Here is a 13,603-nt window from a genome sequence, read left to right on the forward strand (position 1 = left end):
GCCGACTCCCCAAGCGTTACGCGTCGATCCCACGACCGGCCTCCCGATCCACGAAGCACGGCGCGCGGGGCAAGGCCCCAGACCACTGTCCGCCGCGCGGGCCCTTCCGGCCCACCAGGGGATGCAGCGGCGGGCCGCGATGCCGGGGACGCGACGACGGGCGTTGTCCGGGCGCAGGTCCCCGCCGGCATCGCCGCCGGCCGCCACCGCGTGCTCCGGGCCGAGGCGCGATCGGGGCCGGACCCGGCCTGGGGGCGCTGATCGAGGCGACAACCGACCTCGACTCGGCCGCGCGTGTTCGCGCGGCCGCCCGTCCCGCCTGATCACCGATCTTGGTGCTCGCCGCGGCTCCGCTCCCGGAGGAGGGCCTCCGCGCGGTCGATGATCTCGTGCTGGGTGGTGCCGAGCGTGGCGTACAAGGCGAGGAGCTCCTCGGTGGCATGCGGCGGCAGTCCCGCGTCCCGGCACCACACCCTCGCCGTGGCGTACCCCTGGCGCAGGGCCTCGAGGTCGGCGGCGAGCTGCATCCGGACGACGCGGGCCGCGACGTCCGGATAGTCGTAGAGGACCTGGTGCCGGCGGTAGAAGGGCAGTCCGGCGTCGTCGAGGAGAGTCGGCAGCGTGCGTTCCCGCCACGCGATGTCCACGACAGACCAAGCGGCCTCCGCGAGCGGCGTCCGCCTCGGCACGACGACCGCGCGAACACCGGTCCCGCGTGTCCAGGAGTGCCGCCGGACCGTCCTGACCCGAGGGCGGGCGATCTTGATCCGCACAGGCGCCTTCGCCTCCGCGTCGCGCGCGCGGCGCATCGCGGTGATGCTCTTCGCCAAAGGCGCGTCCTTCAGTTCCTCGACCACACGACCAATCGTACGCACATGTGTTCGAATGCGAGTACGTCTCGGCGTGCCGCGCACCGGCCGAAAACGCCGTCACATCAGCCGAGAGGCGATTCACCCGGGTAAACGGCGACACGGGTGTCCGCTGTTATGACCACTCCGACCCGGCGGGTCGCGCCTCGCGCACAACCGGGCCCATGCGCCCGGCGGCTCGCCCAGCCACGCCAGGGACGACCCGGGTCGCCGGGGGGTGGGTGGGAACGAACGACCGCGACCCGATGACCTCACGGCGGAGCAATCCCCGCGCCTGCCGGGCCGATCCACTAGGGAAAGTCCCCGATGGCTGTGCGGACTTCGCTCCTCTAGCGTCGTGTCGTGCCGGGCGAGTCGTTCGGCATCCACCCGCGCGGGACGGAGATCCGATGCAGGCGATCGTCCAGGACCGATACGGCTCACCCGACGTGTTGCGGGTCGAGGAGGTGGGCAAGCCGACGATCGCCGGCCACGAGGTCCTGGTCCGGGTCCGGGCGGCGTCGGTCAACGCGCGCGACTGGCACGTCATGCGGGGTGACCCGTACCTCGCACGGCTGGTGTTCGGACTGACCAGGCCGAAGATGCGCATCCGGGGTACGGACTTCGCGGGTGTGGTCGAGGCGGTCGGCGAGAACGTGAAGCGGTTCGCTCCCGGCGACGAGGTGCTCGGCGAGGTGGAGGGCGCGTTCGCGGAGTACGTCGCGGCGCCGGAGGACCTGGTGGCGCGGATGCCGTCGAACGTGACCTTCGAGCAGGCGTCCGCGCTGCCGCTGGCGGCGAACACCGCGCTGATGGGCCTGAGGGATGCGGCCCGAGTGCAACCGGGGCACAAGGTCCTGATCAACGGCGCGTCCGGTGGCGTGGGCACCTTCGCGGTCCAGATGGCCAAGGTGTTCGGCGCGGAAGTGACGGGTGTGTGCAGCACCCGGAACGTGGATCTGGTCGGGTCGCTCGGCGCGGACCATGTGGTCGACTACACCCGAGCGGACTTCGCGAAGGCCGACGCGCGGTACGACGTTGTGTTCGACCTGGTGGGAAATCGAACCCTGAAGGACATGCGAAGCGTGTTGACCGCGGAGGGGGCCCTCGTACTCTCCGGCGGCGGGATGTCCGAGGGCGGAAGCCTGGTCGGCCCGATGGGCCTGATCGTCAAGGGACAGGTGGTGTCGCGCCTCGCACGCCAAAAGGTGCTGGTCCTGACCGCGAAGGCCGGCCGGGAGAACCTGGAGGCGCTGGCGGAACTCACCGGTTCGGGCAAGATCACCTCGGCCATCGACCGGACCTACGCGTTCGACGAAGCCCCCGAAGCCATCCGACACCTCGAGGTGGAACACGCCCGCGCGAAGGTCGTCATCACCATGTGACCCTGGTGCGATTCACCCCGACTTCGGGTGATATGCCATCCTGTGGCGGATCGCCCGGTGACAGCGCGGCGGGTCCGGTCCCGGTTCCGATTCGCGGTCCCGGCTTGTGGACGAGAGAACCTTCGCTCCGAGTGCCCGTACGCCGGGGCGGTTGCCTTCACCGGCCTGTTCGGCCGAGCCCGCTGGCTTCGTGGGCGCCCGCCGGAAGGAACGCGCCCCGCACGGGTCTCACGGGCACCACTGGCGGTCGGCCTTCGCGTTCCGGTCGAAGTGGACCCGCACCGGCGGGCCCTGTGGCGGGGTGTACTCCAGGGTGCGGTTGCCGAGGAAGCGTACATTCGCGATCTCGCCCTGCGCCTTGTCGCACCTGTCCAGGATCCACGTGCTCCGGTTCAGACCCACGTCTACGCGAAGTATCAGGCCGTATGCGCGGTCGCGATGGGCGGTTTCCTCGTAGTCCACCCGCACCGCCCGGGTTCGGCCGTCCGGCGACACCGCCACGACCTTTTCGGTGGAATCGGGGCCGGCAAAGAGGGGCGTGATGAAGGCCGCCACGGCGGCGAGCACAACTCCCGACACCGCGGTCAGCACCACGAATGCCAAAGCACAGACGCGGATCAGCAAGCCGCGGGCGGTCGCTGCCACCTCGGCGGCGATCAGGCACCAGCCGATCGCGGCCGGGACGATCTCGCTGGACAGGAATCCGCGCTCCAGCAAGTCCAGGTTCCACGGATTCGGCTCGACGAGCCGCGACACGGCAAACGCTGCGGCGGCCGCCCCCAACAGCACCAGCCTGCGGACGACCACCGCGACCCGAATCCAGTCTCCGGGCGGGTCCCACCCGACCTCGGGCGACGACGGGACGGGCAAACGCGGCCGAGCCCGCCATCGAGCCCGCCACGCGTCGTACCGGAGTCGCCGCCCTGGCGGAGTCGAAGGTGTCACCGGATCAGCGGCCACACCACCACGGTAGAACCCGCCCCGGCCCGCCACCACAAAACCGACGAACTACCTTGAGGGCAAGGCCATTTACGGTGACGGGCGGCGATCGAAGCCGAGACGGCCTTTGCCTTCGCCGGCGCCGACATGCCGCGTTGGGCTCGATCACGAGAGGCCATCTGCCCAAGTCGATCGCCATCGGCATCGGCATCGGCAACTGCGGGCGGCCCGGGCTCGGAAGGTCTGGCGAGCGAGCCGCTTCGCGCCCGCCTGCGGGAATTTGGCCGAAGTCACCGTAGGAAATCGCGTGGCGTTCGGGCTGTCGCCAGTTTCGAGGGAGCAGTCGTACCCCCGAAACAACTGACCGCGTAGCGGCCGGACCGCCCGCCGATGCTCCGCGTGTGTGGGGCCGGCGCGCGGAACCTGTCCGGCGTGTCCTCGAAGGTGCGTTGCGGCGGGTGGGCGGCCTATTCGGTGTAGAAGACGCCGGGGAGACCGAGCGCGTCGTAGAGGTTGTCGAGCGACCCTCGGGCGCGGTGGACGACGCTGCGCCCACCGCAGGAATTGTTCGGTCGCCTCATGCGGATAGAAGTCGGCAAACCCGCACAGATATGAGACCTCCGTGACCTACCGTCGCCCCATGTCCTTTGACGCGGTTTTCGAGCAGCCCGACATCGACCCCGACTCCGACTCCGACGACCTCACCGGCGTGATCCCGAGCTATCCCGCCACCGCCACCCGCGACGGCTCATCGTGGGTCGTCCTTGTCGACGGTCTGCCCGACGGCCACGCCGTCCGGGTCCGAGCCGCCACCTGGCACGACGCGGAGATCGATACACACGCGCGTGTCGCCGACGTTCTCGAGGCCGAGCCGGCAACGTTCCTCGCACCCGTCAAACCCGCCGACCCCGACGCCGCCGCCGCCCTCATGGACCTCCAGGAGGCCCGAATCGCCCTCGCCTTTGCCGAACAGGCCGTCCGCGACGCCGCCCGCCACGCCGCCCGTACGCTCACCGACCAGGGCTGGACGGCCCGCGACGCCGGTACCGCCCTGCGCCTCCCCCACGAACGCGTCTCCCAACTCGCCCCACGCACCACCCCATAGACACCACAACGTTCGGGCCCTCCGTCAGCCGGTAGGCCACGGAATCCGCGCAGGTCGGGCTCCAGGCAGCATGGCGTCTCCGGCCCCGACGAAGCGCGCCGGCTCGCGCCACCCGCATGGCAACTTCGTACACGGGCCGTAGCAGCGCGTAACCGCCCTCACTCGCGGACGTCCGAGATCGTCCGGGACGCAGACCTTCCCGACTCTCTGTCCGAGCCCTGCGCGCAGGCGGTGCGATGGCGTCCTGCGCGGCCGTCCGAGGTCGGCCGCGGATCGGTGTCGGCTGCGCCGGACAGCCGGACAGCCGGACAGCGGGACAGCCGACACCGGCAGGCCGCCATCGGCGCGTGGAGGGGCAACGCCCGACAAGGGGCGACGGTGGCGTGTCGGCCGACATGCTCGCCGTACGGATTCCCGGACGCACGTGTCGGGTTGCCGGACACGCGCGTGTCGGGTTCCGGACACCGACACCACCGAGCCCGACACGACATGTCGTCCCACCCGCCACGGGCCGGCGCCGCCATGTCGGCCGACACACACGCGTACTGAACCACCCGACATATGTGTCGGGTTCCCAGAGGTCATCGCCGCCCGACAGGACATGTCGGCGGACACGCTCGCCGTACGGGCCCCCGACAAACGTGTCGGGGAGCGGGCAGGCCGAACCGACGGCGTCGTCGAGGCTCTCCATCCGGGCCCGACCCGTTCGAGGACGAACTCGCGGCATTCCCGCGGTCGAGTGGTGGGGCTGCCTGCCTGTGCGTCGGTTTGGGAATGGTGCCGGATGCCGCGTTTGCGCAGATGGGTCCGGATCGCGGGGGGAGGAGTACGCGACATTCGCGATCACGTCGGGCGGTGGGAGGCTCCGGCCGGGTCAACGGACGTCCCGGCGCTCGGCGTTGCGGATCAAAGGCGGCGGCTTCGACGGCCTCGGCCCGCCAGAGGGGGACGGCCGTACGCAGCGCTCGCTCAGTGCGGCGATGCGTCCAGGTAGGTGAGGACGGCGAGTACTCGGCGGTGGCCGGCGTCGGAGGCGGCCAGGCCCAGCTTGGCGAAGATGTTGCCGATGTGTTTGTGCACCGCGTTGTCCGACACCCGCAGACGCGCAGCGATGGTCGTGTTGTCGAGGCCCTCGGCGACCAGACCCAGGACCTCCCGCTCACGTGTGGTCAGCGCCGCCAGCGGATCGTCCCGGCGGCGGACGACCTGCGCGATGACCTCGGCGTCGAGGGCCAACCCTCCCGCCGCGACCTTGCGCAGGGCGTCGACGAACTCGGCGACCCGGCCGACCCGATCCTTCAACAGGTAGCCGACGCCGTGGTGGCCGGTGGACAGCAGTTCGGTCGCGTACGTCTGCTCGATGTACTGCGACAACACCAAGATGGGGAAGTCCGTCCGGCGTCGCCGTAGTGCGATCGCCGCCTGGAGTCCCTCGTCGCGGAACGACGGCGGCAGACGTACGTCGACGATGGCCGCCTGCGGATCGTGCTCCTCCACCGCCGCGAGCAGGTCGTCGGCGGTCTCGACGACCCGGGCGACCTCGAAGCCGTGTTTGGCGAGTATGAGTTGCAGACCCTCCGCGAGGAGCACGTTGTCCTCGGCGATCACCAGCCGCACGGCAGCTCCACCGTGATGGCCGTCGGGCCGCCGACCGGGCTGTCCACCGTGACCTCGCCGTCGAGCGCCAACGCGCGCCGGCGTATGCCCGCCAGCCCGGTACCCCGTGCCTCGTCGGCACCGCCCGTCCCGTCGTCGGTGACCCGGATCCGCAGCCGGCCGTCATCGCGTTCGACGGCGACCGTGGCGGCGGAGGCCCGACTGTGCTTGGCCGCATTGGTCAGCGCCTCGACGACCGTGAAGTAGGCGACGGTCTCGACCGCGGCGGGTATGTCACCCAACTCGTCCATGTCGAGCCGGGCAGGCACACCCGAACGCGCGACGACCGCGGACAACGCACCGGGCAGCCCGCGGTCGGCGAGGATCGGCGGGTAGATCGTACGAACCACCTCGCGGAGTTCGGCCAGAGTGGCCTCGGCGCTCGCGTGTGCGCGTTCGATCAGTGCCTCGGCCGTGCCCGGTTCCTCGCGCACCGCCTGGCGCGCCAGGTCGAGATGCATCGTCATCGCGACGAGCCTACCTTGGGCGCCATCGTGCAAGTCGCGCTCGATCCTGCGCAGTTCCGCGCCGTGCGCGTCGAGGACGTCGGCGCGGGTCCGGGTCAGCGTGGCCGCGCGAAGCGCCAACCGCTCCGCCTTGGACGGCGCGAGGAGACGATTCTGCGCACGCGCGAGCGGCGGCAGCACGAGGCACGCCACAGCGCTGAGGGCGGCGACCTGAAGGACGCCGAGCAACAGCGCGTCACCCCAGCCGTCGATCGGCACGTCGATCCACAACCGCGGGCGGTTCTCGGGCGAAAACGCCCACCAGGCGGTCGTGCCGATCACGCCGACGACGAAGTTGCCGATGACGAGCAGTACCAGGAGGCCCGTCGGAACGCCTGTCAACGCGTTGAGCGCCAGCCGGCGGCGCGTGATCGGAGACGATTCGCCCGGTACGCCGAGCCAACGCCGCGCGGCGGACCGCCGACGGTCCGCCCAGTTGCCCGCCGACCCCGGACGCGGGAGGAAGAAGAGACCACCGACCGCGGCGACCAGGTTGCCGAGCAGGTATGCGCAGGCGCGCCACGCGTTCGCTCCATACATGCAGGTCAGTATCGCTACCGGGGTACGGCCCCGGCACTACAGCAGGCTGTACCGCAATACCTCCAGCCGGCCGTATCGGCGACGGCCCCGGCCGCGCCTAATTTTCCAGGCATGAAACGCCACCTTCGCGCCGCACCGCTGACATTGACGCTGGTCCTGGGCGCCACCGCAACCGCCGTCCTGATCGCTACGCCCACCCTGGGCGCGGCGGCGACGCCACCGTGCTCTCCGACCGCGGCCGGCAACGCATCCGTCGGAAACGCAGACGCAGGCAACGTAGCTGCCGGCAAGGTAACCGCCGGCAATGTAGCCGCCGGAATCGCAGCCATCGGCAGCGCGGCGATCGGGAGCACGGGAGCGCAGAACCCCGCCGGCACCTTCGACATGCCCGACTACCCGAAGCTGCGCCGCAACACCGAGGCAGTCTCGGCCCTGGGAATCCCCGCTGTTCAGGCGAGGGCGACGACCGGCTACGCCACCTGCGCCGCTCGCGTCGGCGTCGCCGATGTGCGTACCGGACGCGCGATCCCCGCCGACGGCGCGTTCCGGATCGCCAGCACGTCCAAGTCCTTCACCGCCACCGTGGTCCTCCAACTCGTCGGCGAGGGACGCCTTGGACTCGACGACCCGGTCGAACGTTGGCTGCCCGGGATCGTGGCCGGCCGACCGATCACGATCCGCCAACTGCTCCAACACACCTCAGGTCTGCAGGACGCCCTCCCGACGTGGAATTCCAAGGCGGAGTACCTGCAGGTGCGCCACCAGCGTTTCTCCACAAAGGACTTGGTGGCAAACGGGGTCGCCCTGCCGCAACTCTTCGACCCCGGCGAAGGTTGGGCCTACTCCAACACCGGCTACATGATCGCCGAACTGCTCATCGAACGCATCACCGGACAGCCGTGGGACCGCGAGTTCGAACGCCGCATCTTCCGGCCGCTGGGCATGCGACACACCTACTGGCCCGGGACCTCGCCGGACATCCGGCTGCCACACGCCAAGCAATACCAGCGCTTCGACGGCGAACTCGTCGACGTCACCTCCCAGATCCCCTCGTACCCGGCCGGCGGCATCGTCTCCACCACCCGCGATCTCGACACCTTCTTCCGGGCACTCCTCGGTGGACGTCTCCTGCGCCCCGCCGAACTGACCGCGATGAAGACCACCCGGCCGGTCAGCTCCGAGATCGAAGAGATCTGGCCCGACGGCCGGTACGGCCTCGGGCTGGTCTCCCGACCTCTGCCCGGCGGTGATCGCTACTGGGGCCACGACGGCGGCGACTCGGGATCCATCGTGATCCTCGGCGTCACCGAAGACGGCCGACGAAGAGCAGTGGTCTCCATGAACTTCGCCCTCGACGGAAGCAAGCCCGAATTGCTCTCCCAACAACGCGCCGCCGACAAGGTCGTCACCGACGCGCTCCGGCCACCTCGGTAGCAGCCGCACAAGGGGTCTGGAGATCGGTGACCAGGTCTGAAGACGGCAGATGCGGCGGCCCGGGACGGGCCGGCGCCTGCGTCCGGGTCGTCACCGTCCTGCGACCCAGCGCACCCGCGGGTCGACCGGGCACCGCGGCCGTGGCTCCCCGCCACATGCGGGATCGAGCGGCCGCAACGGACGGCGGCGCGGATCCGGCCCGCGGTGCCTACACCGCGCCCTCACCGCCGAGGATCTCCGCGCGGTACCGGAGTTCGCCGACCTTCATGACCTCGGCCGTCCAGTCACCGGGAGTTTGAATGTGCCCGGTCCGGCGTGTCCGCCGCCCATCCAGGAGTGGACTCTGCCGCCCCGGAGAGCATGGCGAGCATGGCGTTGGTGTCGAGCCCGGCAGCGCACTGATTCGTCTCCAGCGTGCCGTGGACCGACCGCAGTTGACGACCTTGGCGAGGGAGTGCTGGTCACCGAGGTTCCGGACCTCCGCTGTGCTGCCGTCCACCCGCGTCTGCGTGTGGACCGGGGGACGCCGCCGCCTTGGCCGTGGCGGTTGGTGCGTCATCGATTCCTCGGCCGGTTGCCGCTCACCTGTGGACCGCGGCCGCGGCTGGGGCAGGGGCCGCCGGCGTTCCATTCGCGGCAACTCACGACCCTGCCGTGGCCGTATGGCTCGCTGTGCGCACCGTCGCAGATGCCGACCGCGTGTGCGCGGTGCCGAGAGACGCTCGACCTGTGCCTCTTCGGCGGAACCGAGCCACGGGACCCGATCGGGGCGTGCCCGGGTGGCGGCGATCGTCGTAGACGCCCAGGAGCCGTGTCGGGCGATGTTTGTCCGGCCTCGTCGTGTGATATCCGCTCGCCGAGGTGGGCGCGGTGCCCGCTTCGAAGCCGACCCCGGAAGGATTCCAGCATGCCCACGGTGACCACTCGCGACGGTGTCGAGATCTTCTACAAGGACTGGGGCAGCGGTCGTCCGGTCGTCTTCATTCACGGCTGGCCACTGAACGGCGACGCTTGGCAGGACCAGATGAAGGCCGTCGCCGACGCCGGATTTCGCGGCATCGCGCATGACCGGCGAGGTCACGGTCGCTCGACACCGGTGTTCGACGGCTACGACTTCGATACCTTCGCCGACGACCTGAACGACCTGATCACCCGATTGGACCTGCGGGACATCACACTCGTGGCGCACTCGATGGGTGGCGGCGAACTCGCCCGATACATCGGGCGCCACGGCACACAGCGGGTCGAGTCGGCGGTCCTGCTCTCCGCGATCACGCCACTCATGCTCCAGGGCCCCGACAATCCGGAGGGCGTACCCCAGTCCGTCTTCGACGACATCAAGAGCGGCATCCTCACCGAGCGCTCGCAGTTCTGGAAGGACACCGCGGTCGGGTTCTTCTCCGCGAACCGCGACGGCAACAAGGTCACCCAGGGCAACAAGGACGCGTTCTGGTACATGGCCATGGCCGAGACCATCCAGGGCGGCGTCGCGTGTGTCGACGCCTTCGCCTACACGGACTTCCACGCGGACCTCGAGAAGTTCGACGTTCCCACGCTCATCGTGCATGGCGACGACGACCAGGTGGTGCCCATCGACGCCACCGGCCGCAAGAGCGCAAGGATCATCCCGAACGCCACCCTCAAGGTCTACGAAGGCGGTTCCCACGGCATCGCCCTCGTCCCGGGCGACAAGGAGAAGTTCAACAGGGACCTCGTCCAGTTCCTCAAGAGCTGACACGGCCCGGCTGGGTAGGGCCTCGCAAACCCTTCGCGTGCAGGTCTCGGCCGCCCCCCTCAACCGGGCCCGTGCCGTGTCCGGGTCGCCCCGCTGCCGCGCGATCCGGACAGGCGTGTGCAGGGTGTCGACCTTCCCGAAACGGCAGGCCGTGGGTTCGGGAGGGGCGCGCCGACAAGCCGGATTGTCGAACGGGCGAACACCCCCGAGGCACTGGGTGTCGTCGCACGCCGGGCACGCCATCGGCTCGATCTGTCGGACGTTCGACCCGTCGGACGGGCTCGCGCAGCGGTTCGCCTGCGGTGCCGACGAAGGAGACGGGTACGGGCCGGGCACCGACGATCGCCTCGACCCGCACCGACCTCCACGCGGCGGCGGTGGCGGCGACGTCGATGCCGGTGTCGGTGTCGAAAGCGATGCCGGTGTCGATGCCAATGCCGGTGCCGATGCGACGTGGATGTCGGTGCGGGTGCGGGGTGTGGGTGCGGTAGAGGTGCAGATGCGGCCGTGGATGGAGGTGGGTCAGCAGGACATGGGGTTGGGGAAGGTCTCGGTTTCCTTGGCGGGTGTGGTGCAGGTGGAGGACTTGCCGCTGGTGAGGTCGCGGGGCTGGGTCTGGTCGCGGGTTCCCAGGACCAGGCCCAGTCCCAGGGGCGCGGCGGGAGCGGTGGTGGGATAGCGGACGAACTCCCAGGCCGGGAAGAGGTCTCCGGTGAGTTTGGCGGAGAAGGTCTTGCCGGTGGGGGTCAGGGTCGCTCGGGCGTTGATGCGTCCGAGGGAGAAGCAGGTGCTTGGCCCGAACTCGGATGGGACGCAGACCTTGTCGTTCCAGGAGTTCGCCGCGGACATGCCGATGCTGAGGCCGCCGTCGGCGGTCTTGGACACGGAGAACAGGTTGCGTTCGTCCTTGGAGGCGTCGCCCACGGAGGCGGCATCGGCGACGAACGCGATTGGGAGCGCGTTACGGCACAGCGTCTCCGCGGCGCCGCCGGGCCGGGAGATGCCGACGGCGCAGGATCTGTGGACGTACACGGCGACTTCGCCGGTCCCGGTGTTCCACGCGATGGTGGCCTTGGCGGGCACGACCGGCAGGCTGCTCCAGGAGCGGTGGTCGCCGATGGTGTCGCTGAGGGTGTCCTTGTTGCGGATGAAGGCGCGGGTGATCACCATGCCCCGGTCGATGCCGGGTGCGACCGAGGTGCGGGCGACCCGGTCGCCGGGGGAGGGGGTGGACTTGAAGTACTTCCGGACCGCCTCGTCGTGGTTGCGGTTGGGTTGGGCGGCGGTGGCCCGGGTGCCGAACGCGGGGCGGGCGCCCTCGCGGCCGTCGCGTACGGCGACGACGAAGTAGTTCATGCAGGTCTCGGTGACCTTGGTGTGGGTCCAGGTCGTCTTGGTCTTGAGGTTGTCTTTGACGCGGCGGTACTTGGCCTTGTCCGGGCCGAGAAGGTCGCATCCGGCGGCGGCGTAGACGCGGTAGTCGTCGGCGCCGGTGACCTTGGACCAGGACAGTTGCACCGTCTGGTTGCCGGGCTTGGTTTTGAGGTTGCGTACGGCGGGGAGCGCCGGTGCGGTCTTGGCCGGGGTGGTGGTGAAGGCGGAGGTGGATGCGGCGAGTTCGACGGCATCGGTGGTGACGGCCAGGCCCCGGCCGTCGTTCGAGGGGGCGTCGGGGTCGGAGGCGGAGGCGGGGGAGGGGGCGGATCGGGTCCGGGATGTGTCGGCGGGGGTGGTGACCGTGATGCCGGCGGCGAGAGTGAGGCCGCCGACGATCGTGGCGATGACGGTGGATCGGGAGAGTCGGAGGGGGATTTTCACGTGTGCTCCTTGTTCGGTCGTACGCTCGCCCGTTCATTCGTTGTTCGGCGGTGTCGCCGCGACGGGCGTCGCGTTCGGAGGTGAGGTCTTCGGTGTCTCGCGTCAGGCGCCGACGCGGTCCGTCTGGACGATGTTGGACGTCGTCGGCCGTGACGTGAGGGGTCGGGACGCGACGAGGGTGTCGTCGGCGGGTGCGTGCGGTTCGACCTGTCCGGGCTTGGCGGGGTCGAATTCCGTGCATCGGGGCTTGTTCTTGTGGGGCGAACGCTTGGTCGGAGTCTTGGCCTTCGGAGCCTTGGCCTTCGGTGTCTTGCTCTTCGGTGTCTTGCTCTTCGGGTTCTTGGCCTTCGAGGTCTTGGGCTTCGAGGCCTTGCCCTTCTTTGCGTCCGGTTGAGGGGTGGCCTTTGCGCGGGCGGGTGCGGGGGAGCAGGTGCGGTCGGGCCGGGTCTGCGAGTCGCCGGGCTTCGTCGCGTCGGTGGGGGCGTCGGTCTCCGGCGGCTCGGTCGAACCCGTCGAACCCGTCGAACCGGTTGAACCCGTCGAGTCCGTCGAGTCGGTGGTGGTAGCGGTGTCTTTCGTGTCGGTTTCGTTGGTCGGGTCCGCCGGGTCCGCCGGGTTCGTCGAGCAGTCGGCCTGCTTGGGGGTCTGGGCCTCCGGCTTGTCGTCCGGATCGGGAGGCGTCTGGGTGTCGTTCGAACCCTTGGGGCATGCGCAGTCGTTCGACGTCTCGGCTTCGGGTGCCCCGGTGTCGGATCCGCCGGCGTCGGCGTTCGTCGGGGTCTGGGGAGCGTCGGGCTGCGTGCCGCCCCCGTCGTTCTCGGGCTCGTTCTTCGGGGCCGGGGTGGATGTCGTGTCCGGTTCGGCCTGCTCGTTGCCCGACTCCTCGGAGCCGGGGTCGTCCGCCGCTTGGTCGGTCGCCGCAGGCTCAGGCGCCTTGTCTTCGGGTTCCGTGTCCTTGGGTTCCGTGTCCTGAACTTCGGTGTCCCCAGGTTCCGAAGCCTGGGATTTTGGGTCCTGGGATTCCGTGCCGTCGGTCTTGTTCGATGCGTTCGAGCCGTCTGCCGTCTCGGTCGAACCCCCGCCGCAGCTCTCGTCGTTGGTGGGGGCATCCGACCCGTCCACGGCCGGGGGCTTCGCGTCGGGCCGGTCGGTGGGCTTCTCGGGCGGGTGCCGGTCGCCGGGGCATGAACACGCGGGAACGCTCTCCGGCGCCTCGGGGTCTCGGGTGGAGGAGGTATCGGTCCGCGGTGTCGCCTTGGTGTCGGGGCGGGTGTTGCGTGATGGAGCCGCAGGCTCGGGTGCGGTGGTTTCGCGGGGGGCGATGCCGTAGGTCGCGGGGCGTCCGCGTTCGGAAGCGGCCGCGGGTCCGGCGAAGGCGAGCGCCGGTACGCCGAGCGCGGCTGCGCCCAGCAGCAGGCCGACGGGCCGCAGCAACCGGTGTTGTGGCGTGTCCCTGCGGTGCCTTCCGGGACCGGCTGCGAACAGTCGTCGTGTCACGGGAGTTTCTCCTCGTCACTGGTCGGCTCGAACACGGCCGAGCCTCCCCGCCGGTCGCATCGTCCGGCCAGGGATTGGGGCGTCCGGGACTGTCCGGAGTCGTCCGCGCAGGTCAGCGGGCTTTCCTGAGGTCGCTTTCG

10 protein-coding genes are annotated in these 13,603 nt (G+C 70.1%); 4 read left to right on the top strand and 6 right to left on the bottom strand.

Annotated features, from left to right (window positions below; all coding sequences use genetic code 11):
- Nucleotides 1–323: 323 nt before the first annotated feature.
- Entirely contained in the window at nt 324–857 is a 534-nt protein-coding gene (locus ACIBSV_RS43705) for a hypothetical protein (protein ID WP_395873058.1), read from the bottom strand.
- Between the two features lie 401 nt (nt 858–1,258).
- On the opposite strand from ACIBSV_RS43705, the gene ACIBSV_RS43710 reads away from it, so the two are divergent.
- Nucleotides 1,259–2,233, top strand: a complete 975-nt coding sequence (locus ACIBSV_RS43710; protein WP_395873059.1) for an NAD(P)-dependent alcohol dehydrogenase — start codon at nt 1,259–1,261, stop codon at nt 2,231–2,233.
- Between the two features lie 228 nt (nt 2,234–2,461).
- Here ACIBSV_RS43710 and ACIBSV_RS43715 read toward each other — a convergent pair whose 3' ends face one another.
- Entirely contained in the window at nt 2,462–3,040 is a 579-nt protein-coding gene (locus ACIBSV_RS43715; protein WP_395873060.1) for a hypothetical protein, read from the bottom strand.
- 772 nt (nt 3,041–3,812) lie between these two features.
- Between ACIBSV_RS43715 and ACIBSV_RS43720 the strand changes: the two genes are divergently transcribed.
- On the top strand, nt 3,813–4,277 hold the full coding sequence (locus ACIBSV_RS43720) for a hypothetical protein (RefSeq protein WP_395873061.1): 465 nt from the start codon (nt 3,813–3,815) through the stop codon (nt 4,275–4,277).
- 969 nt (nt 4,278–5,246) lie between these two features.
- Here ACIBSV_RS43720 and ACIBSV_RS43725 read toward each other — a convergent pair.
- Both ACIBSV_RS43725 and ACIBSV_RS43730 read right to left on the bottom strand, forming a co-directional pair.
- Nucleotides 5,247–5,894 (bottom strand): response regulator, encoded by a 648-nt coding sequence (locus tag ACIBSV_RS43725; protein ID WP_395873062.1) that lies wholly within the window; start codon nt 5,892–5,894, stop codon nt 5,247–5,249.
- Nucleotides 5,882–6,979, bottom strand: a complete 1,098-nt coding sequence (locus tag ACIBSV_RS43730) for a sensor histidine kinase (protein ID WP_395873063.1) — start codon at nt 6,977–6,979, stop codon at nt 5,882–5,884. The genes ACIBSV_RS43725 and ACIBSV_RS43730 overlap by 13 nt, the downstream gene beginning before the upstream one ends.
- A 111-nt stretch (nt 6,980–7,090) precedes the next feature.
- Between ACIBSV_RS43730 and ACIBSV_RS43735 the strand changes: the two genes are divergently transcribed.
- Both ACIBSV_RS43735 and ACIBSV_RS43740 read left to right on the top strand, forming a co-directional pair.
- Entirely contained in the window at nt 7,091–8,413 is a 1,323-nt protein-coding gene (locus tag ACIBSV_RS43735) for a serine hydrolase domain-containing protein (protein ID WP_395873064.1), read from the top strand.
- A gap of 907 nt (nt 8,414–9,320) precedes the next feature.
- Complete coding sequence (locus ACIBSV_RS43740) at nt 9,321–10,148, top strand: alpha/beta fold hydrolase (protein WP_395873065.1); 828 nt, start codon at nt 9,321–9,323, stop codon at nt 10,146–10,148.
- A 522-nt stretch (nt 10,149–10,670) separates the two neighbouring features.
- Here ACIBSV_RS43740 and ACIBSV_RS43745 read toward each other — a convergent pair.
- Both ACIBSV_RS43745 and ACIBSV_RS43750 read right to left on the bottom strand, forming a co-directional pair.
- Nucleotides 10,671–11,966 (bottom strand): hypothetical protein, encoded by a 1,296-nt coding sequence (locus ACIBSV_RS43745; protein WP_395873066.1) that lies wholly within the window; start codon nt 11,964–11,966, stop codon nt 10,671–10,673.
- Between the two features lie 102 nt (nt 11,967–12,068).
- Entirely contained in the window at nt 12,069–13,463 is a 1,395-nt protein-coding gene (locus ACIBSV_RS43750) for a hypothetical protein (RefSeq protein ID WP_395873067.1), read from the bottom strand.
- Nucleotides 13,464–13,603: the final 140 nt, after the last annotated feature.

This window comes from Embleya sp. NPDC050154 (assembly GCF_044460165.1).
Lineage (GTDB): Bacteria > Actinomycetota > Actinomycetes > Streptomycetales > Streptomycetaceae > Embleya.